Annotated in this window: 29 protein-coding genes and 1 pseudogene; 14 read left to right on the plus strand and 16 right to left on the minus strand. The window is 71.4% G+C overall.

Annotation, left to right across the window (positions count from 1 at the left end; all coding sequences use genetic code 11):
- Positions 1-3: 3 nt before the first annotated feature.
- The 3 genes from ABD296_RS32030 to ABD296_RS32040 all read right to left on the minus strand — a co-directional run bounded on the left by ABD296_RS32030 (position 4) and on the right by ABD296_RS32040 (position 1,751).
- The gene (locus ABD296_RS32030; RefSeq protein WP_344275728.1) at positions 4-618 is read right to left on the minus strand and encodes a Uma2 family endonuclease; all 615 of its coding nucleotides are present in this window, start codon (positions 616-618) and stop codon (positions 4-6) included.
- A gap of 120 nt (positions 619-738) precedes the next feature.
- Positions 739-942, minus strand: coding sequence for a DUF397 domain-containing protein (locus ABD296_RS32035; protein ID WP_344275731.1), 204 nt, complete (start codon positions 940-942; stop codon positions 739-741).
- A complete protein-coding gene (locus ABD296_RS32040; RefSeq protein ID WP_344275734.1) occupies positions 939-1,751 on the minus strand; it encodes a helix-turn-helix domain-containing protein in 813 nt (270 codons plus the stop codon). The genes ABD296_RS32035 and ABD296_RS32040 overlap by 4 nt, the downstream gene beginning before the upstream one ends.
- Positions 1,752-1,847: 96 nt before the next feature.
- Here ABD296_RS32040 and ABD296_RS32045 point away from each other — a divergent pair, with 96 nt between their 5' ends.
- The 4 genes from ABD296_RS32045 (at position 1,848) to ABD296_RS32060 (ending at position 4,124) form a co-directional block, all read left to right on the plus strand.
- Positions 1,848-2,267: an ATP-binding protein gene (locus ABD296_RS32045; RefSeq protein ID WP_344275736.1), complete on the plus strand. Its 420-nt coding sequence runs from the start codon at positions 1,848-1,850 to the stop codon at positions 2,265-2,267.
- Positions 2,268-2,525: 258 nt separating this feature from the next.
- On the plus strand, positions 2,526-2,795 hold the full coding sequence (locus tag ABD296_RS32050; RefSeq protein ID WP_344275738.1) for a hypothetical protein: 270 nt from the start codon (positions 2,526-2,528) through the stop codon (positions 2,793-2,795).
- Positions 2,788-3,393 carry a DUF6879 family protein gene (locus ABD296_RS32055; RefSeq protein WP_344275741.1) on the plus strand — a complete coding sequence of 202 codons (606 nt, stop codon included), beginning with the start codon at positions 2,788-2,790 and terminating at the stop codon, positions 3,391-3,393. Before ABD296_RS32050 ends, ABD296_RS32055 begins: the two co-directional genes overlap by 8 nt.
- Positions 3,394-3,407: 14 nt before the next feature.
- Positions 3,408-4,124 carry a DUF6082 family protein gene (locus tag ABD296_RS32060; protein WP_344275744.1) on the plus strand — a complete coding sequence of 239 codons (717 nt, stop codon included), beginning with the start codon at positions 3,408-3,410 and terminating at the stop codon, positions 4,122-4,124.
- A gap of 3 nt (positions 4,125-4,127) precedes the next feature.
- Here ABD296_RS32060 and ABD296_RS32065 read toward each other — a convergent pair whose 3' ends face one another.
- The 4 genes from ABD296_RS32065 to ABD296_RS32080 all read right to left on the minus strand — a co-directional run bounded on the left by ABD296_RS32065 (position 4,128) and on the right by ABD296_RS32080 (position 6,813).
- Positions 4,128-4,493 carry an MmcQ/YjbR family DNA-binding protein gene (locus ABD296_RS32065; RefSeq protein WP_344275747.1) on the minus strand — a complete coding sequence of 122 codons (366 nt, stop codon included), beginning with the start codon at positions 4,491-4,493 and terminating at the stop codon, positions 4,128-4,130.
- Between the two features lie 98 nt (positions 4,494-4,591).
- Entirely contained in the window at positions 4,592-5,278 is a 687-nt protein-coding gene (locus tag ABD296_RS32070; RefSeq protein ID WP_344275750.1) for a class F sortase, read from the minus strand.
- A gap of 4 nt (positions 5,279-5,282) precedes the next feature.
- Positions 5,283-5,987 (minus strand): SH3 domain-containing protein, encoded by a 705-nt coding sequence (locus ABD296_RS32075; protein ID WP_344275753.1) that lies wholly within the window; start codon positions 5,985-5,987, stop codon positions 5,283-5,285.
- Between the two features lie 370 nt (positions 5,988-6,357).
- Entirely contained in the window at positions 6,358-6,813 is a 456-nt protein-coding gene (locus ABD296_RS32080; RefSeq protein ID WP_344275756.1) for a hypothetical protein, read from the minus strand.
- 343 nt (positions 6,814-7,156) lie between these two features.
- On the opposite strand from ABD296_RS32080, the gene ABD296_RS32085 reads away from it, so the two are divergent.
- Positions 7,157-7,924, plus strand: coding sequence for a creatininase family protein (locus ABD296_RS32085; protein ID WP_407061536.1), 768 nt, complete (start codon positions 7,157-7,159; stop codon positions 7,922-7,924).
- Here ABD296_RS32085 and ABD296_RS32090 read toward each other — a convergent pair.
- From ABD296_RS32090 to ABD296_RS32130, 9 genes and pseudogenes are all read right to left on the minus strand, one after another.
- Positions 7,913-8,752, minus strand: a pseudogene (locus ABD296_RS32090) (lysylphosphatidylglycerol synthase transmembrane domain-containing protein); the annotation flags it as partial. The gene ABD296_RS32085 and the pseudogene ABD296_RS32090 sit on opposite strands and share 12 nt — an antisense overlap.
- The gene (locus ABD296_RS32095) at positions 8,680-9,480 is read right to left on the minus strand and encodes a class I SAM-dependent methyltransferase (protein WP_344275760.1); all 801 of its coding nucleotides are present in this window, start codon (positions 9,478-9,480) and stop codon (positions 8,680-8,682) included. The pseudogene ABD296_RS32090 and the gene ABD296_RS32095, both read right to left, overlap by 73 nt.
- Positions 9,477-10,544 carry a glycosyltransferase family 4 protein gene (locus ABD296_RS32100; RefSeq protein WP_344275763.1) on the minus strand — a complete coding sequence of 356 codons (1,068 nt, stop codon included), beginning with the start codon at positions 10,542-10,544 and terminating at the stop codon, positions 9,477-9,479. Before ABD296_RS32100 ends, ABD296_RS32095 begins: the two co-directional genes overlap by 4 nt.
- Positions 10,541-10,939: a 6-pyruvoyl trahydropterin synthase family protein gene (locus ABD296_RS32105; protein ID WP_344275766.1), complete on the minus strand. Its 399-nt coding sequence runs from the start codon at positions 10,937-10,939 to the stop codon at positions 10,541-10,543. The genes ABD296_RS32100 and ABD296_RS32105 overlap by 4 nt, the downstream gene beginning before the upstream one ends.
- A gap of 64 nt (positions 10,940-11,003) precedes the next feature.
- A complete protein-coding gene (locus ABD296_RS32110; protein WP_344275769.1) occupies positions 11,004-11,984 on the minus strand; it encodes a zinc-dependent alcohol dehydrogenase in 981 nt (326 codons plus the stop codon).
- Entirely contained in the window at positions 11,941-12,717 is a 777-nt protein-coding gene (locus ABD296_RS32115) for a CDP-alcohol phosphatidyltransferase family protein (protein WP_407061537.1), read from the minus strand. The genes ABD296_RS32110 and ABD296_RS32115 overlap by 44 nt, the downstream gene beginning before the upstream one ends.
- 11 nt (positions 12,718-12,728) lie before the next feature.
- On the minus strand, positions 12,729-13,439 hold the full coding sequence (gene ribA, locus ABD296_RS32120; protein WP_344275771.1) for a GTP cyclohydrolase II: 711 nt from the start codon (positions 13,437-13,439) through the stop codon (positions 12,729-12,731).
- 139 nt (positions 13,440-13,578) lie between these two features.
- Complete coding sequence (locus ABD296_RS32125; RefSeq protein ID WP_344275773.1) at positions 13,579-14,325, minus strand: nucleotidyltransferase domain-containing protein; 747 nt, start codon at positions 14,323-14,325, stop codon at positions 13,579-13,581.
- Positions 14,322-15,011 carry a nucleotidyltransferase domain-containing protein gene (locus tag ABD296_RS32130; RefSeq protein WP_344275776.1) on the minus strand — a complete coding sequence of 230 codons (690 nt, stop codon included), beginning with the start codon at positions 15,009-15,011 and terminating at the stop codon, positions 14,322-14,324. Before ABD296_RS32130 ends, ABD296_RS32125 begins: the two co-directional genes overlap by 4 nt.
- A gap of 205 nt (positions 15,012-15,216) precedes the next feature.
- On the opposite strand from ABD296_RS32130, the gene ABD296_RS32135 reads away from it, so the two are divergent.
- The 9 genes from ABD296_RS32135 (at position 15,217) to ABD296_RS32175 (ending at position 26,053) form a co-directional block, all read left to right on the plus strand.
- Positions 15,217-16,551 carry an ABC transporter substrate-binding protein gene (locus tag ABD296_RS32135; protein ID WP_344275779.1) on the plus strand — a complete coding sequence of 445 codons (1,335 nt, stop codon included), beginning with the start codon at positions 15,217-15,219 and terminating at the stop codon, positions 16,549-16,551.
- 5 nt (positions 16,552-16,556) lie between these two features.
- Positions 16,557-17,582, plus strand: coding sequence for a carbohydrate ABC transporter permease (locus tag ABD296_RS32140; protein ID WP_344275782.1), 1,026 nt, complete (start codon positions 16,557-16,559; stop codon positions 17,580-17,582).
- Positions 17,579-18,409, plus strand: a complete 831-nt coding sequence (locus ABD296_RS32145; RefSeq protein WP_344275784.1) for a carbohydrate ABC transporter permease — start codon at positions 17,579-17,581, stop codon at positions 18,407-18,409. The genes ABD296_RS32140 and ABD296_RS32145 overlap by 4 nt, the downstream gene beginning before the upstream one ends.
- 64 nt (positions 18,410-18,473) lie before the next feature.
- Positions 18,474-20,105, plus strand: coding sequence for a glycoside hydrolase family 13 protein (locus ABD296_RS32150; protein ID WP_344275787.1), 1,632 nt, complete (start codon positions 18,474-18,476; stop codon positions 20,103-20,105).
- A 10-nt stretch (positions 20,106-20,115) separates the two neighbouring features.
- Complete coding sequence (locus tag ABD296_RS32155) at positions 20,116-21,177, plus strand: LacI family DNA-binding transcriptional regulator (RefSeq protein WP_344275790.1); 1,062 nt, start codon at positions 20,116-20,118, stop codon at positions 21,175-21,177.
- Between the two features lie 143 nt (positions 21,178-21,320).
- Entirely contained in the window at positions 21,321-22,628 is a 1,308-nt protein-coding gene (locus ABD296_RS32160; protein WP_344275793.1) for an ABC transporter substrate-binding protein, read from the plus strand.
- A gap of 106 nt (positions 22,629-22,734) precedes the next feature.
- The gene (locus tag ABD296_RS32165) at positions 22,735-23,721 is read left to right on the plus strand and encodes a carbohydrate ABC transporter permease (protein WP_344275796.1); all 987 of its coding nucleotides are present in this window, start codon (positions 22,735-22,737) and stop codon (positions 23,719-23,721) included.
- A complete protein-coding gene (locus ABD296_RS32170) occupies positions 23,718-24,614 on the plus strand; it encodes a carbohydrate ABC transporter permease (RefSeq protein ID WP_344275799.1) in 897 nt (298 codons plus the stop codon). The genes ABD296_RS32165 and ABD296_RS32170 overlap by 4 nt, the downstream gene beginning before the upstream one ends.
- A gap of 5 nt (positions 24,615-24,619) precedes the next feature.
- Complete coding sequence (locus tag ABD296_RS32175) at positions 24,620-26,053, plus strand: GH1 family beta-glucosidase (RefSeq protein WP_344275847.1); 1,434 nt, start codon at positions 24,620-24,622, stop codon at positions 26,051-26,053.
- The last annotated feature ends 59 nt before the right edge of the window (positions 26,054-26,112 follow it).

The raw sequence follows: 26,112 nt of genomic DNA on the forward strand, positions 1-26,112 counted from the left end.
CGGCTACAAAGAGGGAGCGACTTCCAGGTGCTCCCAAAGGATCTCGATCGGGAATGGATCGGACGCGGTCACCGCCGCAGGTCCCATGTCGCGATGGGTCGTCCCGATGTGCGCATACCGCCCGAGCCCACCTGTCAGGGCATAGCGCTCGATGGACAGCGTCCCCACCTTGTCGAAGGACACCAGCCAGTAGTGCGGTATGCCCGCGTCGGCGTAATCGGCCATCTTGTGAACCCGGTCGCGCCGCCCCGACCAGGTCGAGAGCACCTCTACAACGATGAGGACGTGCTCGGCCGCCAGTTGCTCGAAGTCCGGTATGCAGCGATGCAGCAGCGCATCCGGCTTTCGCGCCGTCGGAGGCACCTCCCACAGCAGGACGTCAACCTCGGTGTTCGTCTCGTAGCACTCCGCGCGTCCGCTGCTCCGGATCTGCTGCACGGCCGCCTGTTCGAGCGCTAGGGACAGACGGGTGGCCACCTTCTGATGCTCGCGTCCGCGCTGCTCCCGCGGTACGACATAGCCGTCGACGATCTCCAGGTCACGCCTGATGTCCTCGTCGATCTCCAGGAACATCTCCCAGGTGATCGGCTCGTGTTGCTGTTCGTGCCACACGGTCATGTTCGGTGCGCTCCAGGTCGGCGGACGGCGACACAGATCCTACGGGCCGTGACGTGCCCTCACCCGCATGCGAGCGGCCGGACGAACCGGCTCGTCGCCCACCTGGACCGGCGTCAGCCGTCAGGAAACGCGCTGGTCGAGGTCCATCTGCCCGCGCCTGATGCGCGCCAGCAACCCGCCGAAGTCGTCGGCGCTGAACCCGAGGCGAGGCCCCTCGGGGTCCTTGGAGTCCCGCACCCCAATGCTCCCGCCCAGGTCAGCCACCTCGACGCACGCATCGTCGTTGCCGCTGCCCGTATAGGAGCTCTTCCGCCACTTGATCATTCGTACGCCCTCATCGTCTCCGCGACCAGATCCAGCGAGGCGTCCCGAGACAGGGCGATCGCCCCGATTTGATCAAACTTTATCCCTAGGCCGGCGGTCTCGTCTCCAGCCTCGATCAGGCGCCCGCCGAGCTGGGCCCCGGCGTAGGCGACGTCCCGCCCGCCGATCGTCAGGAGTTGGAACGGGCCATCGTGTCCCGGGTGGGGCCCGGCGATCCTCGGCACGACCCGAACCGTCAACTTCGGATCGTCTCCGATGTCGAGAAGGCGGCGCATCTGGCCACGCATCACCTCCTTACCGCCCACCGGGCACTCAAGAACCTCCTGGTCGATGATGATCCATACATACGGCGGTTCCGGCCTGGCCAGGATGGACTGCCGCTTCATACGAGCCTTGCTCTCGGCCTCCGCTTCCCGCTTGCGGCCCGCCATCCACAAAATGGCCTGCGCGTACGCCTCGGTCTGGACGAGCACGGGAAGGTTCTTGCCATTGAAGATCTTGAACACGTCGGCCGCCTCCTCGTACTGGACATACTGCTTGAACCAGTCGGGATCGTGCCCAGTCTGCGCGTACCAGAGCAGCCGCGCGAAGTGGCCTCCCGTATTCCAGGCCTCGTCCAGACGTTTCATGTGGTCTTCCTTCGGCCGAAGCCGCCCGGCCTCCCAGTTGGATACAGTCCCGCGCGCAGCGTGCACGATCCTGCCCACCTGCGCGAGCGAGAATTTCCTTTGCGTGCGCTGAAACCAAAGGTCAAAGGCCAACCAGGCCCACATCGAGGACTTCGGATCGATCAACTCCCTGGCGCGCATCGCCGCTCCCGGTGTATCTGGGTTTTCTCGATACAGCGCACGCTAACGTCATCAGGCCGATCCTGTGCTCAAGTCACGAGAAACAGGACGGCAATCATGGTTGATCAGGTTCCGACGGTTCAAATGCCCAAATCGGATGAAATCCGGATGACCCTGCTCGCAGTGGGCTCTTCGGTCGCGCTTGCTCGCGAGCTCGTCCGGTACGCCCTCACCAATTGGGGTTATGAGCGGCCGCTGGTCGACGACTCGATCCTCGTCATGAGCGAGATCACGACCAATGCCGTCAACGCGGCGCCCGGCCGCCACATCCGGATCCGCATCACCACGTTCAACGGTGGGCCGCTGCTGGAGTGCTGGGATCCGGCGCCCGGGATTCCGCTTCCCCGCGAGGCCGGCATGGACGCCCTGAACGGGCGCGGCCTGGCGATCGTCGCCGCCTACGCCAAGGGCACCGGCGTCCGCCCCTCCGCGAACAACATAGGCAAAATCATCTGGGCCCTCATGCCCGCGGCGTGACCACGCGTCCCGCGCCTGATCGGAAGAGGACCGCGCACACGCGCCTCATCGCATCTTGGGCAGGCGCGGCTGCGCAGAAGGCAAGACCCGACCAGGCAAAACACCTGAAAGGCGGCGTTTCGGTCACCGTGAACTCGCAGAATTCCTGCCCAATACGACCAGGTTGGTACTCCTTGGACGATTAAGGCGACACTTGCCGCGTCGGCATGCCGGTGAGAATATTTCCACTAGTACCGGCTACCGGAAGCGAGTGACATCATGTCCAGGCCATGGGAAGTCGATCATGGCGCGGGGTTCCAGCGCAGGCTGGGCAAAACGGCCGCCGAGGTGGGCGACAGCCGCACGACGCAGGACTGCCCCGAGATCTGGGAACTGGACAACGGCGATATAGCCGTCATCGGCCGCGACGCCACGAACGCCTACTCGGACCGGCTTCCACCCGGGGTGAGCATCGGCTCCGACGAGCGCTTGGTGATCATTTCGGGCCGGCTGCTGTCCGCCGCGAAACCGGACATCCGAGATGCTTGACAAGATCCCGGCCATTCCTGGGGACATGCTCGACCACGCCGCCTACCACCGCGACTTCGCGCGTCACATCGAAGACCTGACCGGCGTGGTCTGGAAGCTGGAGCGCTCCCAGACCTTCCGTGAGTTGAACGACCCGAGCTGGCGGGCCTTCGCCGCCGGCGACTGGCAACACTCCCTGCGCCTCCTGGAAAAGGACCGGGAGGCCGTCCGCGCCGAAGCACGCCACAACAAGCGCCAGGGGTTGAGCATCCGGCGCGTCCGCGTGGTCGAGTACCCGGTGAGCCCCTACCTGCATTGGGAGCTGTACGCCCTCCGGATGCTCGCCGAGGAGGGCTTCGAGCTGAACGTGCTCCAGGCCGGCGAACTCTCGTCGCTCGAAACCCGAGGCCAACTGCCCGAGGTCGTCGTCATCGGCAAGCGAATCCTCTATGACGTCCAATACCTACCGGATTGGACGCCATGCGGAGCTCGGTGCATCAGGGCGCCCCACATCATCCGCACAGCCGCCTCCGAGATAGCCGACCTCTACGACAAAGGCGAACCCCTGCTTGAATTCTTCGAGCGAGAGGTCGCACCACTCCCCGCTCCGGCGGTCTGAACTATCGTTCGTAGATGCCTTCCGTTCGCATGGGCCGGAGCAGGCTGAGCACACTCCTCATCAGCCTCGGCACGCTCCTCGTCATCGGTCTCATCGGCGCGTCGCCATGGGCCCTGCGAGCCTTCGGCGGGTCGACCACCCGCTGGGAGCGGTGGAGCTTCATCGGTCAGACCTACGGCGCCGCGTCCGCGCTCCTGTCCGTCCTCGCTCTCATCGGCATCGTCGCCACCCTCTTCTTCCAGGCGCACGACACGAAGATCGCGCGGGAGGAGGCTCGGCGGATCGCGATTGCTGAGTTGCTCAAGATGGCGATGGACGATCCGGCTCTGGACGAGGCGTGGGGGCCGGTTCCCGAAGGCGAGGACCGCACGGCACGCCGCCAGCTCATGTACGTCAACATGATCGTTTCTGAGTGGCAGATGTCGTACGAGACCAAGGCACTCCCCGAGGTGCGTCTCCGGGCCGTCTCGCGGGAGATGTTCAGCGGGCGTCCCGGACGCGCGTACTGGCGGGAGGCGCGACAGGTGCGCCTGAGCACGTCCGGTAACAAGCGGGCGCGCCGCTTCCACGAGATCCTGGACGAGGAGTACCGCCGCGCCCCCGCGCCGCCGGCCGAGCGCACGCCGGTCCACCGGCGCCCGTGGGCGGTCGCCGCCGCGGCGGCCGCCGGGGTCCTGGCGCTGACGCCCTTCGTGGGCCGCGTCCTGCGCCGGCGGGGCCGCGGACGCTGACGGTCAGGTCCGCAGTTCGTTGCGTTGGGCTTTGGTCAGGCGGGCCACCACCAGGTCGTAGGAATGGTCGATCAGTTCGTCGAGCTCGTCGTCGGGGACGGAGCCGTCCAGGGCGACGGTGTTCCAGTGGCGTTTGTTCAGGTGGTAGCCGGGCGTGATCGCGGCGTGGCGGGCGCGCAGGTCGAGGGCCAGGCCGGGGTCGCACTTGAGGCTGACGGATCCCGGCGGCGGCCCGAGGGACACGAGCGCGAACATGCGCCCGAAGACCTTGAAGACGGCCACCTGGTCGCCGAACGGGTAGTCCTCCACCGAGCCGGGCTTGGCGGTGCACTCGTCGATGACCCGGTCGCGCGGCGAGGGGCCTGCCATCGGGGCTCCGTTCTCCGGGGGTGGTCCGTCTTCAGGATTCCATGCGGCGGCCCCGGGCCGCGTTCTGGTGGGGCGCGGTGCCGGGGCCGGCGCGGGTTTCAGGTGTTGCGGTGGGCGCCCTGGGCGGCGTTCTGCGCGCCGGGGATCAGGGACGCGTAGACGATGATGTTGTCGTCGTAGTGGCCCCGCTTGCGGTCGAAGGCGCCGCCGCAGGTGATGAGGCGCAGTTCCGGGCCCCCTTCCTGCCCGTAGACCTTGTCCGTCGGGAACCTGTCCTTGGCGACGCGCTGGACGCGGTCGATGCGGAAGGCCGGCGCGGTGCCGTCCTTGCGGACGACCTCGATGCGGCGGCCCGGGCGGAGCGCGCCGAGCTTGTAGAAGACGCCCGGCTCGGTCTTGGAGTCGACGTGGCCGACGAGGACGCTGCGGCCGTTCTCCCCCGGGGTCGGGCCCTCCTCGTACCAGCCGACCTCGTCCACCCTGCTCAGCGGCGGCACCCCGAGCTCGCCGTCCTGGCGGGTGGCGACCGGGACGACCGGCGCGTCGACCTTGATGGACGGGACCCTGATCCGTCGCGGCACGGACGGGGAGAGCGCCTGCTCCGGGTTCGGGGCGGCGTTCTCGGGTCCCTTCCCCACCAGGTCGGACGAGGGCGGTTGCGGTGGCGCGTCGGGGCCGTCGAGCCGGAATCCGACGACGCACAGGGCGGTTCCTGTCGCGATGAGGACGGCGGCCAGCCAATACCACGGGTGTATCGGCCGGCCGCTGCGCCTTGCTCTGCTCATAGGCTCAGGAGAGGCCCTTCGCCCGGCGGCGGAGTGCCGCGATCGCGACGCCGCCGCCCAGCGCGATGACGCCGAGGCCGGCCCCGGCCAGCAGCGGGTCGCGCGAGGTGGAGGCGGAGGTGCCGCCGCCACCGGCCATCACGCCGCTCCGGGGCGTGATCGGCTTGAGGTAGGCCCGGAAGACCCACTTGCCGACCTGGTTCGCCGGCACGCTCTGCCGCAGCCGGACCCAGCCGTTCGTCGCGGTGCAGTCGGCGCCGATGTGCTTGCGGTACGGCAGCGGCGGCGGCACCAGGCGGCCGTTCGGCGTTTCACGGACGTTCAGGCCGCTCCGCGCGTTGACCTCGTACCGGCAGACCCCGCCGGTCACGATCGGCTTCAGGTACGTCCTGGAGACCCACTTGCCGATCTGGCCGGCCGGCACGCTCTGGCGCAGCCGGGTCCAGCCGTGGGTCGACGTGCAGTCGGCGCCGATGTGCTTGCCGTACGCCAGCGGAGGCGGCACCTTCCGGAACTGGGTGCCAGGACCCGTGCGGACGTTCAGGCCGCTCCGCGCGATCACCTCGTACCGGCAGATCTTGGCCGCGGCCGCCTTGTGCGGCGTGGCGGGCGCCGCCGCCTGGGCGGCGGTGCCGCCGGTGAGCAGCGTCAGGCCGCTCGCCGCCCCGGCCATCGCGAGCAGCGTGCCTGTGCGCGCGCTTGTCCTCATTCTTCCCCCAACTAATGATCTTGTTGATGCCGGAGGTGTCCGACATCGTCGTTGATCAAGCTGCCCCCTCCGCATTCGGCACATGCCGTCGTTGTCGCAAACGTTGGGGATAGCGTTGTGTCGGCACATCGAAAATCTCATTGTTCAACGACAAAGCGACGTCCTGTATCCGGCGACAAGGTCACCATTATCGACAATGCGTTCATCCGCCGACAAGGACGGTGAATATCACCCGTTCCGGGAAATGGACTCCGCCGCGCGGCGGGACGAACGGGCGACGCGCCCGGGCGGTCTCCGTCGCGGGGGACGGCGGCCGGCCGGCACCCGCTGGTGCACTGGCCGGCCGCTGCGCCCCGCTCGGCGCCCAGGTTCAGGAAAGGCCCTTCACCTGGCGGCGGCGGACCACGACGGCGAGGCCGCCGCCCAGCGCGATGGCGCCGAGGCCGGCGCCGGCCAGCATCGGGTTCGTCGCGGCGGAGGTGCCGCCGGCACCGGTGGAGACGCCGCCGGTGGGCTTGATCGGCTTCAGGTAGCGCTTGAAGACCCAGCCGTGCAGCTGGTTCTTGGGCACGCCCTGGTGCAGCTCGACCCAGCCGTTGTTGCTCGCCTTGCAGTCCGCGCCGATGTGCAGGCCGAACTTCAGCGGCGGCGGGATCAGCTTGCCCCGCGGCGTCTTGTGGACGTTCAGGCCGCTCCGCGCGATGACCTCGTACCGGCAGATGTCGCCGGCGCCGACGGGCCCGCCGTGCGGCGCGGTGGCCGCCAGGGCGGCGCCGCCGCCCAGCAGGGTCAGGCCGCTCGCCGCGCCGGCCACCGCGAGCCTCATGCCCGTTCGCGCGCTTGTCATCATACTTCTCCCCGAACTAGTGATCTTGTTCTTTGCCGGAGGTGTCCGACATCGTTTCGTTGATCACAATTCCCGAGAGAATTCGCCTGATGTCGCGCTGATCGCAAACATTGGGGACAGTGCTGGGCGGAGATCGTGAAGCCCGCGTCGGACTACTCCCAAGCGAAGATCTTCTGCCGCCGCCAGAAACCCAGATAATGGACATGCTGATCATGTACGACAAAGGCGATAAGCAATGCGAGTCGCGGCGATCAGGTCATCCGGCGCGACGGGACGGCGCGAGTAGGGCGGCGTGGCAGGGCGGCGTGGCAGGGTGGGACGCATGGTGCCGATGCACACGAGCGCGGAGGAACGGGACGTCCGGGTGGCCGTGCTGCCGGTGGGGAGCTTCGAGCAGCACGGGCCGTTCCTGCCGCTGGCCACGGACACGGTGATCGCCTGCACGGTCGCGGCGGAGATCGCGGAGGCGCATCCGGTGCGGCTGCTGCCGCCGGTGACGATCTCCTGCTCGCACGAGCACGCGGGATGGCCCGGGACGGTCAGCATCTCGGCGGCGACCCTGCACGCGGTGGTGCGGGACGTGGCGGAGTCGCTGCGCAGGGCGGGCGTGCCGAAGCTGGTGCTGGTCAACGGGCACGGGGGCAATTACGTGCTGGGCAACGTCGTCCAGGAGGCCGGCGGGGACATGGCGCTGTTCCCCGGAATGGACGAGTGGGAGGAGGCACGGGCGGCGGCGGGAATGGAGACGTCCGGGATGAGCGACATGCACGCCGGGGAGCTGGAGACGTCCATCCTGCTGCACGCGCATCCGGAACTGGTGCGGCCCGGATACGAGCGCGCCGACCACCTGGCCGACGACCGGCGGCACCTGCTGACCGCCGGGATGGCGCGCTACACCGCGTCGGGGGTCATCGGACGGCCGTCACTGGCCTCCCCCGGCAAGGGCCGGGACGCGCTCGCGAGTCTCGTCGGGGCGTTCGGGCACTGCCTCGCGGTGCTCGACCAGCAGGGTCAGGGCGCCCGGCAGGGCGGAGACGAACGTCAGGACGCCGTAGACGACGGAGATGGTGAGGCCCTCGGCGGAGCCTAGGCCGGCGGCGCCGAACGCCAGCGCGGTCACGGCCTCGCGGGGGCCCCAGCCGCCGACGTTGATCGGCAGGCCCATGACCAGCAGCGCCAGCAGGAGCAGCGGCAGCAGTTCTACGAGCGGGGCGTGCGAGCCGGCGGCGCGGGCGGCGACGACGAACAGCGCGAGGTGGCCGGCGAGGGCCGCGGCCGACAGCGCGGTGATGCCTGGCCAGGCCGCCAGGACGCCGCGGGCCTCGGTGAACGCGGCGGCGACGGCGCGGTGGCGCCAGCGGGCCAGGGCGGCGAGCAGGCTCAGCAGCAGCACGGCCGGGATCAGCGCGGGCTTCAATGACGCCAGCAGCGACGGGCGGGCCGGCAGGACGGCCAGGCACGCGAGCACCAGGACGATCTGCCCGGCGGCGCGTTCCAGGACGACGGCGCGGACGCCCCGTCCGAGGTCGCCGGACCGGTGGCCGTGGCTGACCGCGCGGTGCACGTCGCCGAGGACGCCCGCGGGCAGCACCGCGTTCAGGAACAGCGCCCGGTAGTAGGCGGCGACCGCGCCGCGCAGCGGCAGCGGCAGGCCGAGTCCACGGGCGATCAGCCGCCAGCGGGCGGCCGCGCAAACCGTGCTGAACAGGCCGATGAGCAGGGCGGCGGCGACGGACGGACCGTCGACCGCCTTCAGCGCGGCCACGAACGCGGACGTGCTGTGCCACCACAGCAGGCCGGCGAGGATCGCCAGGGCGGCGAGGACGCGCAGCCAGGGCCAGAACTTCACGATGTGCTCCCGGGGAGTGCGAGCAGGTCGATGTGGTGGATCTCGGCGGTGAGGCGCCCGGCGTCGCATTCGCCGAGCCGGCGGCGCAGGTACTCGGCGGCGGGTTCGGCGAGGTCGGGGCGCTGCTCGACGGCGGCGCCGACCCAGCCGCGCAGCCATTCGCGGGTGAGCGCCGCCTGCGCGGGCCCGAGCCGCCAGGGGCTGGGCCGCGTCGCGACGGTCGCGCCGCGGCGGCGGATCGACGCGGGGGCGGCGGCCGGGGCGTCCGGGCCGAGCAGCCCGTCCCGCCGCTGGTGGGCGTCGAACGCGGCGCCGATCGCAGCGTCCAGCGGGTCGGACGGGAAGAGCCGGACGCGTCCGGCGACCGACAGGGTCAGCAGCGCGGGGCAGCACGCGGCGGCGGCGATGCCGTCGACCTGCTCGGCGGTGAGGACGTCCAGCAGTGCGGACGCGGTGACCAGGGACGCGCCGACGAGGTCGGCGGCGTGCAGTTCGGTGAGGTCGCCCTCGCGGGTCTCGAGGGTGGCGGGCGTGCCGTCGGCGGTGCGGTAGGCGTTGGCGCGCGCCTCCTCCAGCAGGCCGGGGTCGCTGTCGTGCAGGACCCAGTGCTGGGGTCCGGGCAGCCGGCGGGCGAGCCAGCGGCCGAGCGCGCCGGTGCCGCAGCCGAGGTCCCAGATGACCAGCGGTTCGCCGGGCGGCGGCAGGTGCGCGCGCAGCGGGACGAGCAGCTCGCCGGCGCGGGCGGCGGCGTCGGCGTCCTCCCGCAGCGCCAGCCAGGTCGGGGCGTAACCGGTCATGTCCTGTCCTTCCCGAGTCCGTCCAGCACGGCGGCCATGCGGCGGGCCGTCGCGTCCCAGCCGTGCAGCGCTCCGCGCCGCAGCCGGGCGGCGGACCGGAGGCCGTCGCGCAGCCCGGGGTCCAGCAGCCAGCGGCGCAGGGCCGCGGCGAGCGCGGCCGGGTCGTCCGGGGGGACGAGGAGACCGGGGGCCGTGCCGTCGGGGGCGTGCCCGAGCGTGCCGGGGACGCCGTCGGCGTCGCTGGTCAAGACGGGGATCCCGCGCGCGAGGGCCTCGGTGACGACCATGCCGTAGGTCTCCGAGCGGGTGGGCAGGACGGCGAGGTCGGCGGCGCCGTAGACGGTGTCGAGGCGGAGCCCGGTGAGGGGTCCCGCGAGGCGCACGCGGTGGCCGAGCCCGTGCCGGCCGATCGATTCGCGCACCCGCGCGACCTGGCCGGGGTCGCGGTCCAGGGACCCGGCGCAGACGCACTTCCACGGCAGGTCGGCGACGGCGGCGAGCGCTTCGACGAGGACGTCGTGCCCCTTGCGCGGGGTCACGGACGCCACGCACAGCAGCCGGGACGCCCCGTCGGTGCCGGTGGCGAGCGGCGCCGGATCGACGCCGGGAGCGACGGCGTGCACCCGCGCGGGGTCGAGGTCGTGCCGCCCGATCAGGCGTTTCATCGCCCACGGGCTGGTCGCCACGACCGCGCCGGCGGCGTGCAGGGTGGCGCGTTCGAGCGGTTCGAGGCCGGCGCCGCCCTCGTCGGCGAGGGGCAGGTGGACGAGGACGGCGAGGCGCAGCCGGGACGCGTGCGGGACGACGGCGTCCGGGACACCGCACGCGACCAGGCCGTCCATCAGGACCACGGCGCCGTCCGGCAGCGCGGCAAGCGACCGGCCGAGGTCCGCGCGGGCGGCGGCGTCCGGGCGCGGCCAGGCGCCCGGCGCGGGGATCTCCCGGACGGCCCGTCCCGCACCGGCGAGCTCCTGGCAGAGCCGCCGGTCGTAGACGTTGCCGCCGCTCGGCACGTCCGGGTCGTCGATGTCACCGGGGACGACGAAGCAGACCTCGGCGGTCATAGCGGGCGCTCGTAACTCGCCCAGGCGATGTGCGACTCGTGCAGCGTCACCGCGATCTCCGCCAGGCCGCGCGCGCTCTCCCCCATCGACCCGGCGTGGACCCGGGCGGCGAGCCGGTCGGCGACGACCTTCGCGAGGTACTCGGTCGTGGTGTTGACCCCGGCGAACTCGGGTTCGCCGTCCAGGTTGCGGTAGTTCAGGTCCCGCAGCACCTCGCCGAGCTCGCGGGTGGCGAGCCCGATGTCGACGACGATGTTGTCGGCGTCGAGTTCCGCGCGGCGGAACGTCGCGTCCACGACGAAGGTGGCGCCGTGCAGCCGCCGCGCCGGGCCGAAGACCTCGCCGCGGAAGCTGTGCGCGACCATGAAGTGGTCGCGGACGGTGATGCCGAACAAGTGCCCTCCCTGTTTCCTGTGCCGGCGTTCCTGGGTGACCGTTCCTGTGTGACAGTTCCTGTGACTAGGCCTGCGGGTAGTCGATCCGGTGGCAGAGCGCGGGGAGCTCCCCGCTCGCCAAGCGGGCCATGGCCTGGGGAAGCTCCTCGAACGGGCTGTTCCCCGTGATCAGTGCGTCGAACGCCGGGGCGGCCAGCAGGCGCAGCGCCAGCGCGAGCCGGTCGGCGGGCGAGCGCCGCGACCGGCGGGCCGGGGCGACCATGCCGACCTGGCTGGCGCGGACGGCCAGCCGGCGCGAGTGGAAGGACTCGCCGAGCGGGACGCGCACCGTCCGGTCGCCGTACCAGCTCAGCTCGACCACCTCGCCCTCGGGCGCGAGCAGCTCCAGCGACCGGACGAGCCCGGCCTCCGTCGCGCTGGCGTGGAAGACCAGGTCGCGGCCGCCCTCGGCGTCGCCGGGCAGGGCGAACCGGACGCCGAGCGCCCGCGCCGTCTCCGCCCGCGACGGGTCGACGTCGACCAGCTGGACGTCGCATCCCGGGAGCCCGGCGAGGACCCCGGCGACCGAGCAGCCCACCATGCCCGCGCCGACGACCGCGATCCGGTCGCCGACCAGCGGCGCCGCGTCCCAGCACGCGTTCACGGCGGTCTCCACGGTCCCGGCGAGGACGGCGCGTCCGGGCGGCACGCCGTCCGGCAGCGGGACGACCGCGCTCGCCGGCACCACGTAGCGGGTCTGGTGCGGGTAGAGGCAGAAAACGTGCCGTCCGAGCAGGCCGGACGGGCCGTGCTCGACCACGCCGACGTTCAGGTACCCGTACTTCACCGGCCCGGGGAACGCGCCGTCCTGGAACGGCGCCCGCATCAGCGCGTGCTGGTTCTCCGGGACGCCGCCGCGGAACACCAGCGCCTCCGTCCCCCGGCTGACGCCGGAGAACACCGTCCGGACGACGACCTCGCCCGGCCCCGGCTCCCGCAGCTCGACCGGGCGGATCTCCCCCTCACCTGGCCACCGGATCCAGAACGCGCGCGCGCCGAGTTCCATGAACACCCCTCCCCCGCCGAGCCCCGTGGTGCCGCACGGCCAGCCACAGCACGTCCCGTCCGAACGACCACGCCAGCAGGGCCAGCGCCGCCGCGACGACCACCCCCGCGTACGGGACGGCGCCGGACGCGACGGCCGCCAGCACGACGCCCTGCACGACCGCGACCGCCTTGCGCGCGAAGCTCGCCGGCAGCGGCGACCGCAGCCACGACGCCGCCCACGACGCCGCGACGAACGCGTACCGCATCGCCCCGATCGCCAGCGCCCACATCCCGGCCGCCGTCGCGACCTGCACGCTCAGCACCAGGATCAGCAACGCGTCGGCCTCCATGTCGAACCGGGCGCCGAGGTCCGAGGTCGTCCCGGTGCGCCGCGCGACCCAGCCGTCCGCCCCGTCCAGGACGAGCGCCGTGGACGCGAGCGCGACCAGCACCGCGACCGGCCCGCCATGGACGAGATGCCCCGCGACGAGCGCCGCGACGCATCCCACGAGGACGACCCGCGCCAGCGTGACGTGGTCCGCGGGCCCGAGCGCCCGCCGCCCCCGGAAGGCGAACCCGAGGACGCCCCACGACGCGAGCGCGTACCCGGCGCCGACGGCGAGCCCGACCGCGCCCGGCCGCAGCGCCGCCACGGCCGCCGTCTGGACGCACGCGGCGCCCGCCAGCTCCCATGCCCGCCACGCGACGGGCCCGCGCCGCACCGGCCGGAACACCGGCCGTGAGACGGTCACCGGCCGCGCCATCAGCGGGCCTCGCCGGCGTCCACCCGGGCACCGCTCACCGCAGCGCCGTTCACCGCAGCGCCGCTCACAGCGCCGTTCAGCATGGCGGCGTCCAGTTGCGGCAGGTCGTGGCCGAGGCGGTCGCGCTTGGCGGTCAGGTAGCGGATGTTGTCGTCGTTGACCGGCGCGAGGAGGGGGACGCGGGCCGTGACGCCGATGCCGTAGGACTCCAGGGCGCTGACCTTCGCCGGGTTGTTGGACAGCAGCCGCACCGACCCGACGCCGAGGTAGCGCAGGACGCGGGCGGCGGGGCCGTAGTCGCGGGTGTCGACCGGCAGCCCGATCGCTGTCGCGGAGTCGACGGTGTCGAGGCCCTGGTCCTGAAGGACGTGCGTGCGCACCTTCGCGACCAGCCCGATCCCCCGGCCCTCGTGGCCGCGCAGATAGACCAGGACGCCGCCGCCCTCCCGGACGACCGCGTCCAGGGACGCGTTCAGCTGGTCGCCGCACTCGCAGCGGGTGGCGCCGAAGATGTCGCCGGTCATGCATTCGGAGTGCATCCGGACGAGCACGCCGGCGCGGCCCGCCACCTCGCCCCGGACGAGCGCCATGTGCTCGTTCCCGTCGACCGGGTCGCGGAACGCCACGGCGCGGAACATCCCGCGCCGCGTCCGCAGGTCCGCCTCCGCGACGTCCCCGATCTCCTCGCGGCCGATGCCCTGGTCGTGCATCTTCCCCTCCTCGGCTCGTTGATCACCGTGCTCCGCAGCGACTGGTACGCAGCGGCCACGGCCCGTGGCCGCGTCCCACCAACGAATCTTTTCCGCGGGCCGCTACACCGAGTGGCACGGAGGAGAGGTGCCCTGAGGTTCAGCCGAGCCGCGCGCGGACCACCAGTTCGTGGAGCGCGCGCCGCGCCGACGGCTGCTCGGGCAGGGCGCTGCGCTCGCGCTCCTCTTCCAGCCGGGACGTGAGCGCGGCGACGTCCGCCTGCAGGATCTCCGGGGACGGCGCGTCCGGCGGGAGCGGCCCGTGCTCGGCGGCGCGCTTGGCCTCGACCAGTTCCGGCAGGTAGGAGGGGCCGTATCCGGTCAGCCGCGTCAGGTCCGCCTGGACCTGCGCCTCCCGCATCAGATGGATGCCGGTGAGCAGCACGCGGAACGTGTAGAGCAGCGGCTTCAACTCGCCGGTCTTCTCGAACAAACTCCACTGGGACCGCGCGAAGCCGAGGTAGTGGTGCGCGTGGTTGGAGGTGAGCAGGCCCGGCGTCAGCGCCACCAGCTCGGCGTGCAGCGGCGACGTCGCGACGACCAGCGGCGAGAGCACCTGCTCCAGGACGTAACCGTTGCGCCGCAGCAGCAGGGCGCAGAACTTGGCGAGGTCGTGGGTGACGACGTCGGCCTCCACGCCGGCGTGGTCCCACATGAGCGTGACGGTCTCCTCGCCGGTCTCCAGGCCGACGATCTCCTCCAGCGGCAGCAGGTGGACGCCGCGCAGGTCGACGTCGGAGTCCTGCGACGGGAAGCCGTACAGGTGGGCGCCGCTGACCGTGACGAACGCCCGCGGGTACGGATGGTCGGCGGCCAGGGCGTCGAGCATGCCTTCGGGGAGGTTCATGTGGCCACGCTCCTGCGGCGGACGGAGATGAGCAGGTTCTCGATGCGGTCGCGGTCGGGTTCGGCGGGCAGGGGGCTGCGGTCGAGGGCATCGTCCAGGCCGGCGGTGAGGGACGCGCGCCAGCGCTCGATCTCGTCCCAGGCGGTCTCGCCGCGCCGGACGGCGAGGAGCCGGTCGCGCAGGTCGCCGACGTCCACCAGCGGCTCGCCCGTCCGGACGAGGTGCTCGCCGCTGACGAGCAGCCGCAGCAGGTGCATGACGTGCTTCCATTTCGGCTCGCCGCGGTTGCGCAAGTCGCCTTGCAGCTTGCGGAACTGCGCGTCGGCGTAGCGGAGGAAGGTGCGGTGCGCGTGCCGGGACAGGAACGCCTTCCGGACGGCCAGCAGCTCCTCGCCGACCGGCGTGACCTTCTCGACGATCGGCGACCAGAGGCATTCCAGGACGGTCGGGTTGGCCGCCAGCGCGAGCTCGCAGAAGCGCTCGAACTCCCAGGAGAACTGCTCGGGCAGCGGGCCGTCCAGATGGGTGGGCGGCTTGGTGAAACGCCAGAACAGCGGTGCCGGCGCGGCGAAGACGCCGCGCCGGTCGACGTCGCTGCCGCCGGTCGCCAGGCCGTACGCGCGCGAGCCGGTCACGACCGACAGGACGGTGTGGTCGCGCACGAGCCGGAGGTCTTCGGAGGTCACGGACGGCAGCCTCGCGCAGACCGCCGCCCGGACGCCACCCGGTTTCCCTCCCCCCTGTAAGGCGTTACGGGTTCGGCACGAACTTGCAGAAACTTTCTGCAAGCTATTTACGGAGCTGCAACCCGTTGCTAGCGTCCCGGTCCAGCCACCCCAATCCCGGACCCTGCGGGGCGGCCGTCCGGCCCGTCCCGCGAAGGAGGACCCCATGCGGCGCATCCCCCCGATCGGCGCCCTGAGAACCCCTGGCCCCCTCATTGCAGGCACCACCGTCTGCGCGGTCCTCACGCTCTCCCTCTCCGCCTGCGGCGGAGATGACGGCGGCGGCTCCAAGGACGCGGCGGGCGCGGCGAGCCTCACCGGCCGCGGGCCCATCACCTTCGTCACCGGCAAGGACCGCTCCGGCTACCTGCAGAAACAGATCGACGGCTGGAACACCGACCACCCGAAGGAGAAGGCCCGGGTCATCGAGCTGCCGGACGAGCCGAACGACCAGCGCCAGCAGATGATCCAGAACGCGACGACGAAGTCGGATGCGTACACCGTGCTGAACCTGGACGTCGTGTGGACCGCGGAGTTCGCCGCCAACCGCTGGCTGACGCCGCTGCCCAAGGACAGGGTCGACCTGTCGACGATGCTGCCCGCGACCGTCACGACCGGGCAGTACCGCGGCAACCTGTACGCGGTGCCGTCCACGTCCGACGCCGGGATGCTGTACTACCGCAAGGACCTGCTCGACAAGGCCGGGATCTCCGCGCCACCGAAGACGTACGCCGAGATGTGGTCCGACTGCGACAAGGTGAAGAAGCTGCCCGAGGGCAAGGGCGTCGACTGCTACTTCACCGAGGTCAACAAGACCGAGAGCATCACCATCAGCGCGGTCGAGGCGATCGGCAGCGCGGGCGGGTCGATCGTGGGGCCGGACGGCAAGCCCACGCTGAACACCCCGCAGGCCAAGCAGGGCCTGGACTTCCTGGTCAACGCGAAGAAGGACGGCCGGATGCCGAAGGAGGCCGTCACCCTCGACACCGAGGGCGGCCGCCGCTACTTCCAGTCCGGCAAGCTGCTGTTCCAGCGGCAGTGGCCGTACCAGTACGCGCTGGCGAACGCCGACGACGGCTCGTCGAAGGTCGCGGGCAAGTTCGCGGTGGCGCAGCTGCCCGGCCCGAACGGGCCCGGCGTCGCCAACCTCGGCGGCCACAACCTCGCGATCTCCTCGTTCGCCAAGAACAAGGCGTCCGCGCTCGACTTCATCCGCTACCTGACCGGTGAGCAGTCGCAGCGCGCGAACCTGCTGGCCACCTCGCAGGCGCCGACGCTCGCCTCGCTCTACGACGACCCGGAGATGGTGAAGAAGTTCCCGTACCTGCCGGTGCTCAAGCAGGCCATCACCAACGCCAGGCCGCGCCCCGTCGCGATCAAGTACGGCGACGTGACCGCCGCGATCCAGGGCCAGGTGTACGACGCGGTGACCGGCAGGAAGCCCGTCGACCAGGCGCTGGCCGACCTGCAGGCCGCGCTCGGTCCGCTGACCGCGCAGTGAGCGGCATGACCACGACGTACGACGGCACGCCGTCCGCCGCGGGCACCGCCGCGGCGGGCGGGCCGCGCTCCCGCAGGCGCGACGTGCAGGGGACGAAGCGGCTCGCGGCGCTGCTGCTGTCGCCGACCCTGCTGGTCCTCGCGCTGGTCATCGGCTACCCGGTGCTCGCCGGCTTCCGCGAGTCGCTGTACGCGCGCGGCGAGGGGCTGGACGCCGACGGCTTCGTCGTCCAGGGCGACCGGTTCGCCGGCCTGGACAACTACACGGCGATCTTCCACGGCGACCGCGCTGGCGCGTTCTGGAACGCCTTCGGCAACACGACGTTCTTCACCGTCACGACCGTGGTGCTGGAGACGGTGATCGGCGTCGGCATGGCACTGATCATGCAGCAGGCGTTCCGCGGCCGGGCGCTCGTGCGCGCCAGCATCCTCGTCCCGTGGGCGATCCCGACGGCGATCTCCGGCCTGCTGTGGCGGTGGATCTTCCAGGCGGACGGCGCCGCGAACGCGGTGCTGCGCCACCAGATCCTGTGGACCGCCGACGGGTTCCCCGCCAAGATGGCCGTCGTCATCGCCGAGGTGTGGAAGACCTCCCCGTTCATCGGGCTGCTCGTTCTCGCCGGCCTGCAGATGATCCCCCGGGACGTCTACGAGGCCGCCCAGGTCGACGGCGCCGGCCCGCTCCAGCGGTTCTGGCGGATCACGCTGCCGCTGGTCAGGCCCGCCCTGCTGGTCGCGGTGCTGTTCCGGATGCTGGACGTGCTGCGGATGTTCGACCTGCCCGCCGTGCTGATCGGCGTCAACCAGAAGTCGGTGGAGACCCTGACGATGATCGCCTGGTTCGAGGCGTCCAACCTGCGGTACGGGTCGGCGGCGGCGTACGCGACGATCCTCTTCCTGTACATCGCGCTGATCGCGTACCTGTTCGTCCGGCTGCTCGGCGCCGACATCATCGGCGAGGCCCGGCAGCAGACGAAACGGACCCGCAGGAGCCGTCCGGTGAGGGGCCGGCGCAGGAGGACGGCCTCATGACGGGCTCACTGCCGAAGCGGCTGCTCTCCTACCTCGGCCTCGCGGTCGTCGCCGGCTACTGCCTCGCGCCGTTCTACTGGATGGCCGTGTCGGCGTTCCGGCGGCCGCAGGACCAGTTCGACAACTCGATCGTCCCCACGCAGTGGTCATGGGAGAACTTCCACGCGGTGTTCTCCGGTGACAACGGCTTCGGCCGTGCGCTGCTGAACAGCGTCATCGTGGCGGGCTGCACCACCGCGCTGACCCTGCTCATCGGCACGTTCACCGCCTACGCGCTGGCCCGGCTGGACTTCCGGTTCAAGAACGCGGTGCTCGGGCTGATCGTCGCGACCACGATGTTCCCGGGAATCTCCCAGCTGGTGCCCTTGCTGAAGCTCTTCACGGACATCGAGTGGATCAACACGTACCAGGCGATGATCGTGCCCAGCCTGGGGTTCGCGCTGCCGCTGTCGGTGTGGCTGCTCACCGCCTTCTTCCGGCAGCTGCCGCGCGAGCTGGAACAGGCCGCGATGGTGGACGGCTGCACCCGCGGCCAGGCGTTCCGCAAGATCATCGTGCCGCTGGCGGCGCCCGGGGTGTTCACCACGGCGATCCTGACGTTCATCGCCGCGTGGAACGAGTTCCTCATCGCGCTGTCCATGGTCAACAAGAAAGAGATGCAGACCGCGACCGTGGCGATCTCCAAGTTCACCGGCGTGTCGGGCTTCGACCAGCCGTTCGGCACCCAGATGGCGGCGGGGGTCGTGGTGACCGTCCCGCTGATCGCCGTGGTGCTGGTCTTCCAGCGCCGGATCGTCGCCGGCCTCACCGCCGGCGGCGTCAAGTGACCCTGCCGGCCACGCGAACCTGCCAACCGAGTGAAATGTCAGGCACCCGACCAGAAGGACGTTCATGACGCAGGACACCCTCGCCGTCCCCGCCGCCCGTGCCGGGGGCACCGCCCGCTGGTGGCGCGACGCCGTCATCTACCAGGTGTACGTGCGCAGCTTCGCCGACTCGGACGGGGACGGCGTCGGCGACCTGCCGGGCATCCGGTCCCGGCTGCCGTACCTGGCCTCCCTCGGTGTGGACGCGCTGTGGCTGACCCCGTTCTACGTCTCGCCGATGGCCGACTTCGGCTACGACGTCGCCGACTACCGCGACGTCGACCCGCTGTTCGGCACGCTCGCCGACGCCCGCGGCCTGATCGGCGACGCGCACCGGCACGGCCTGCGGATCATCGTCGACGTCGTCCCGAACCACACCTCCGACCGGCACGCCTGGTTCCAGGCGGCGCTGGCCGCCGCGCCCGGCTCGCCGGAGCGGGCCCGCTACGTCTTCCGCGACGGCCGCGGCCCGGACGGCGCCGAGCCGCCCAACGACTGGGAGTCGGTGTTCGGCGGCCCCGCCTGGACGCGGGTGCCGGACGGGCAGTGGTACCTGCACCTGTTCGCCGCCGAGCAGCCCGACCTGGACTGGGAGAACCCCGAGGTCCGCGCGGAGTTCGCCGGCATCCTGAAGTTCTGGCTCGACCTCGGCGTGGACGGCTTCCGCGTCGACGTCGCGCACGGCATGGCCAAGGCGGCGGGCCTGCCGGACGTCGGGCACGCGAACCAGGTGGAGATGCTCGGTACCGCCGTCCTGCCCTACTTCGACCAGGACCCGGTGCACGACATCCACCGCGAGTGGCGCCGCATCCTGGACGCCTACGCCGGGGAGCGGATCGCCGTCGCCGAGGCGTGGGCGCCGACGCCCGAGCGGCTCGCCGCCTACACCCGCCCGGACGAGCTGCACCAGGCGTTCAACTTCCACTATCTGACCGCGCCGTGGGAGGCGCCCGCGATGCGCGCGGTGATCGAGGAGTCGCTGCGCACCGCCGGGGCGGTCGGCGCGCCCGCGACCTGGGTGCTGTCGAATCATGACGTCAAGCGGCACGTCACCCGCTACGGCGGCGGCGGCACGGGCCTGCGGCGGGCGCGGGCGGCGGCGCTGCTGACGCTGGCGCTGCCCGGCTCGTCGTACGTCTACCAGGGCGAGGAGCTGGGCCTTCCCGAGGTGCTCGACCTGCCGGAGGAGTTCCAGCAGGACCCGCAGCGGCTGCGCGGCGAGGGCCAGGGCCGCGACGGCTGCCGGGTGCCGATGCCGTGGGAGGGAGAGGAACCGCCGTTCGGTTTCGGCGCCGGCACCTCGTCCTGGCTGCCGATCCCGACGGCCTGGCGCGACCTGACCGTCGCGGCGCAGGCCGAGGATCCCGGCTCGATGCTCGCCCTCTACCGGGCGGCGCTGCACGTCCGCCGCGACCATCCGGCGCTCGGCGACGGCCCTCTCCGCTGGCTGGACGGCCCGCCCGGCACGCTGTCGTTCGCCCGCGAGGACCCCGAGACCGGCCGCGCCTGCGTCTGCATCGTCAACATGGGAGACCGCACGGTCCGCGTCCCCGTACCCGGAACCCCGCTGCTCGCCAGCGGACCGGTCCACACCGCCGGCGGCACCGCCGAGCTCCCGCCCGACACCGCGCTGTGGCGGGACGTTAATGAGGGATAACTTGAGACCTATGACGACACGGCTGGCGGACATCGCCGTGCACGCCGGGGTGAGCGAGGCGACCGTGAGCCGGGTCCTCAACGGCAAACCGGGCGTGTCGCCGAGCACCCGGCAGGCGGTGCTGACCGCGCTGGACGTGCTCGGCTACGAGCGGCCGGCCCGGCTGCGCCAGCAGCGGGCCGGCCTGATCGGGCTGATCATCCCGGAGCTGACCAACCCGATCTTCCCGGCGTTCGCCGAGGTCATCGAGAGTGCGCTGGCCCGGCACGGGTACATGGCGGTGCTGTGCTCGCAGGCGCCGGGCGGCGTCGCCGAGGACGACTACATCGAGATGCTGCTGGAGCGCGGCGTCTCCGGGATCATCTTCGTCAACGGGCTGCACGCCAACGCGCGCTCCGACCGGGCCCGGTACGCGCGGCTGACCGAGCAGGCGCTGCCGATCGTGCTGGTGAACGGGTACCGGCCCGACATCGACGCGCCGTTCATCTCCAACGACGACGTCGCGTCGCTGGAGGCGATCGTCGGGCATCTGGCCGCAATGGGCCACCGGCGGATGGGCCTGGCGATCGGGCAGGACGTGTACGTGCCGACGCGCCGCAAGACCGAGGGGTTCCGGCGGGCGATGGCGGCGCACACCGGGCTGCCGGCGGCCGAGGTCGACGAACTGGTCGTCAACACGATGTACACGGTCGAGGGCGGGCAGGCTGCGGCGGCGAAGCTGCTGGACGCGGGCTGCACGGCGATCTGCGGCGGCAACGACATCATGGCGCTCGGCGCGATCCGGGCGGCCCGCGCGCGGGGCCTGCGGGTGCCCGAGGACGTGTCGGTGACCGGCATGGACGACTCGCTGCTGACCGCCTACCTCGACCCGCCGCTCACCACGATCCGGCAGGCCGTGCGGGAGATGTCGATGGCGGCGGTGAGCACGGTGCTGGACGAGATCCGCGGGGCCCGCTCCCCCCGCACCGAGCTGCTGTTCCGTCCGGAACTGGTCGTCCGGCGGTCCACGGCGCCCGTCCCGGCGGCCCCGCCCCCGACCGGCCGGCGGCTGTCCACCGTACCGGAGGTCTGAGCCCGGGCTCACCAGGGGCCCCGGCCGATCCGTTCGAGTTGTAACGAATGTGTTGCGGCGGATTGACAGTGAGGCCCGTCACGGTCTTTCATCCGTGGGAGCGCTCCCACGCAATGGAAGACACAACCTGAGAGGGGTCCCCCATGAGGGCCATCATGCGGCGCGGACTGGGCACGGCGATGGCGGTGGTCCTCGCAGGCGGCCTCGCGGCCGCCTGCGGCGGCGACGACAAGGGCAAGAAGGACTCGGACTCGGGGCCGGTGACGCTCACCGTCGACGTGTTCGGCGAGGTCGGCTACGACCAGCTCTACAAGCAGTACGAGCAGTCCCACCCCGGCGTCACCATCAAGCAGCGCAAGGTCTCCGACCTGGACACCTACAAGCCGCGCATCCAGCAGTGGATGGCCACGGGCAGCGGCGCCGGCGACGTGGTGATGCTGGAGGAGGGCATCCTCCCGCTCTACATGCAGCAGCGGTCGAAGTTCCTCAACCTGTTCGACTACGGCGGCAAGGCCCTGCAGGACAAGTTCCTGCCGTGGAAGTGGCAGATGGGCCTCAGCCCCGACGGCAAGCAGCTCGTCGGGCTCGGCACCGACGTGGGCCCGCTCGCCATGTGCTACCGCAAGGACCTGTTCAAGAAGGCCGGCCTGCCCACCGACCGCGACGCGGTCGGCAAGCTCTGGCCGACGTGGGACGCGTTCCTGCAGACCGGGCAGAAGTTCCAGCAGAAGGTGTCCGGCAGCAAGTGGCTCGACGGTCCGACCGGGCTCTTCCGCGCCACCGTCCTGCAGAACGCCGGCGCCGGCCCCGGCTACAGCTTCTTCGACAAGGACGACAAGCTCGTCTTCGACACCAACCCGGCGGTGAAGCAGGCGTTCGACACCGCGCTGAAGTTCGAGCAGAGCAAGCTCACCTCGGACATGTCGATCTTCACGCCGCCGTGGCAGGCCGGCCTCAAGCGCGACACGTTCGCCACCGTGCCCTGCCCGTCCTGGATGCTCGGCGGCATCGAGCAGTTCTCCGGCGCGTCCGGCAAGGGCAAGTGGGACGTGGCGACGACGCCCGGCGGCTCGGGCTACTGGGGCGGCTCGTGGCTCGCCGTCCCCAAGCAGACCAAGCACGCGAAGCAGGCCGCCGCGCTCGCCGAGTTCCTGACCTCCCCGCAGGGCCAGATCGGCGCGTACAAGTCCGCCAACACCTTCCCGTCGTCGCCGCAGGCCGAGCAGGACCCGGCCGTCGCCGGCTCCACCAGCGCCTACTTCAACGACGCCCCCGCCGGCAAGATCTTCGGTGACCTGGTCGCCGCGGTGAAGCCGGTCCACCTCGGCCCGAAGAACGAGGACGTCCGGGCGGCCGTGGAGAACGTCCTGATCTCGGTCGGCCAGGGCAAGGTCAAGCCGGACGAGGCCTGGTCCAAGGCCGTCGAAGCGGCCAAGAAGGCCGCCAGGTAGCCGCCTCCCGCCGCGGCGGCGGCGCCGTCCCCCACCTCCCCGTACGGCGCCGCCGCCGTCCTCCTCCCCTGCTCACGTCCCGTCCTCGGAAAGGAGGCGCATGGCCATGGCCACCGATCTGCGCCCCAGCCGGAACGGCCCCCAGCATCCCCCGGCGAAGGCCCCGCCCACCGCCGGCCGCTCCCTGCGCTCCCGGCTGACCCGGCTCGATGTGAAGGGCGCGCCGTACGCCTTCATCTCGCCGTTCTACATCATCTTCGCGATCTTCGGCGCGTTCCCGCTGGTCTACACGCTGTGGGTGTCCCTGCACGACTGGGAGCTCGCCTCGGGCACCCGCAAGTGGGTCGGCCTCGACAACTACAAGTACCTGTGGAGCGACGCCGACTTCTGGCACGCGACGGTCAACACGGTCGCCATCTTCGTGCTGTCGACCGTGCCGCAGCTGCTGATCGCGCTGTTCATCGCCAACGCGCTCAACCGGCGGATGCGGGTGCCGACCCTGTTCCGGATCGGCATGGTCGCGCCGCTGGTCACCTCGACCGCCGCCGTCGCGATCGTGTTCACCCAGATGTTCGACCACGACTGGGGCATGATCAACTGGGCGCTCGGGCTGGTGGGGATCGACCCGATCGGCTGGACGACCAGCCGCGGCTGGTCGTGGGTGGCGATCGCCACCATGGTCGACTGGCGCTGGACGGGCTACAACGCGCTCATCTACCTCGCCGCCATGCAGGCGATCCCGAAGGACCTGTACGAGGCCGCCTCGATCGACGGCGCGTCCCGGATCCGGCAGTTCTGGCAGATCACCGTGCCGATGCTGCGCCCGACGATCATCTTCACGACGATCATCGCGACCATCGGCGGGCTGCAGCTGTTCACCGAGCCGGTCCTGTTCAGCGTGGGGACGCCCAACAAGATGGACGGCGGCCCGCTGCACCAGTTCCAGACGCTGACGATGTACATGTACGACAACGCCTTCGGCCATGACCGGTACGGCTACGGCGCCACGATCGCGTGGGCCCTGTTCGTGATGATCATCCTGTTCTCGCTGATCAACTTCCTGTTCGTGCGGCGCACTGGAGGCACCAAGTGACCACGCTCCTGGGCGGTCCCGGCGGTGCCCGGCACGCGCGCGGCGGCGGCCGTCCCGGCCGGCTCCACGGCCTGTGGAACGCCAGTCCGCTGACCTACCTCACGCTGATCGTCGCGATCGCCCTGTCGGTCTTCCCGATCTACTGGATGATCGCGGTGGCGACCCGCACCAACGACGTGGTCTCCGACGTCCCGCCGCCGCTGCTGCCCGGCGGGCATGGCGGCACCAACGTGCACCGGCTGTTCGACAACCCCGACGCCTACTTCGCCAAGGGACTGCTGAACTCCGCGATCGTCTCGGCGTGCGTGACGGTCTCCACCGTGTTCTTCGCCTCGCTGGCCGGCTTCGCGTTCGCCAAGCTGCGCTTCCGCGGCAAGAACGCGCTGCTGGTGACGATCATCGGGACGATGATGATCCCGGTGCAGATGGGCATCATCCCGCTCTACATGATCATGGTGAAGCTGGGCTGGCAGAACCATCTGCAGGCGGTGATCGTCCCGTTCCTCGTCACCGGGTTCGGGGTGTTCATGATGCGGCAGTACGCCGACCAGGCCGTCCCGGACGAGCTGATCGAGGCGGCCCGGGTGGACGGCTGCACGACGTTCGGCATCTACTGGCGGGTCGTGCTGCCCGCGCTGCGGCCCGCCGCGGGCGTCCTCGGCCTCTTCACGTTCATGCAGTCCTGGAACGACTTCATGTGGCCGCTGGCGACGCTCAGCCCCGAGAACCCCACGGTGCAGCTCTCGATCAACAACCTGGCGAACGCCTACTTCAACGACTACACGCTGATGTTCGCCGGCACCACCGTCGCGGTCCTGCCGCTGCTCGTGGTGTTCGTCGCGTTCGGCCGCCAGATCATCGGCGGAATCATGGAAGGTGCAGTGAAGGCGTGACCTCTCTGGAATCCAGCGCCGTTCAGGACGACGCCGGCGCCCGCGGCGCCGGCCCGCGGTTCCCCACCGGGTTCCGCTGGGGCGCCGCCACGGCCGCCTACCAGATCGAGGGCGCCGCCGCGGAGGACGGGCGCGGCCCGTCGGTCTGGGACACCTTCGCGCGCACCCCGGGCAAGGTCCTCGGCGGCGATACAGGGGACGTCGCCGTGGACCACTACCACCGGTACCCCGAGGACGTCGCGCTGATGCGCGAGCTCGGGCTGTCCTCCTACCGGTTCTCGATCTCCTGGCCCCGGGTGCAGCCGTCCGGGGCCGGGAGCGCCAACGAGCGGGGGCTCGACTTCTACCGGCGCCTCGTCGACGCGCTGCTGGAGGCGGGGGTCGAGCCCTGGCCGACGCTCTACCACTGGGACCTGCCGCAGCCGCTGGAGGACGCGGGCGGCTGGCCCGAGCGGGAGACCGCGTACCGGTTCGCCGACTACGCGGGGCTCGTGCACGAGGCCATCGGCGACCGGGTGAAGCACTGGACGACGGTGAACGAGCCGTGGTGCGCGGCGTTCCTCGGCTACGCGTCGGGGGACCACGCGCCGGGCCGGCTCGACGCGCACGGCTCCCTGCTGGCCGCCCACCACCTGATGCTGGGCCACGGCCTGGCGGTGCGGGCGATGCGGGCCCGCCACCCCGGCAACCTGTTCGGCGCGGCCGTCAACCTGTACGCGGTCTCCCCCTCGACGGACGACCCCGCCGACGCGGACGCCGCGCGCCGCATCGACGGCCTGCAGAACCGGCTGTTCCTCGACCCGCTGCTGCTCGGCCGCTACCCCGAGGACGTCCTGGCCGACACGGCCCGGCACGGGTTCGAGCCGGACGCCGCGGACCTCGCCGTCATCAACCAGCCGATCGACCAGCTCGGCATCAACTACTACACGCGGCACACGGTCGCGGGGACGCCCGGGGAGGCCGCCCAGACGGCGTCGGGGCCCTTCGCGACGCACTCGCCGTGGGTCGGCAGCGAGCACGTCCGGTTCGTCCCGGCGGGGCGGCCGACGACGGGGATGGGCTGGGAGATCGACGAGGGCGGACTGCACGAGGTGCTGACCCGGGTGCACCGCGAGTACCCGGCGGTCCCGCTGTACATCACCGAGAACGGCGCGGGCTACGACGAGACGCCGGACGGCGATGGCACGGTCCACGACGCGGGGCGCATCGCCTACATCGACGCGCACCTGCGCGCGTGCCACGCCGCCATCGCCGACGGCGTACCGCTCGCGGGCTATTTCACATGGTCGCTGCTGGATAATTTCGAGTGGGCTTGGGGCTACTCCAAGCGCTTCGGGCTGGTTCACGTGGACTATGCGACGCAGCGCCGGACGCCCAAGGACAGCGCGCGCTGGTACTCGGACGTGATCCGGCGAGGCGGCCTGCCCGGGGGCGGCTGACGATCGCCGAGATCGGCACCGGCCGGGCGGGCGGTCCCGCCCGGCCGGGTCGGGCGGGC

The sequence above is a fragment of the Actinomadura napierensis genome (genome assembly GCF_039529375.1).
GTDB lineage: Bacteria > Actinomycetota > Actinomycetes > Streptosporangiales > Streptosporangiaceae > Spirillospora > Spirillospora napierensis.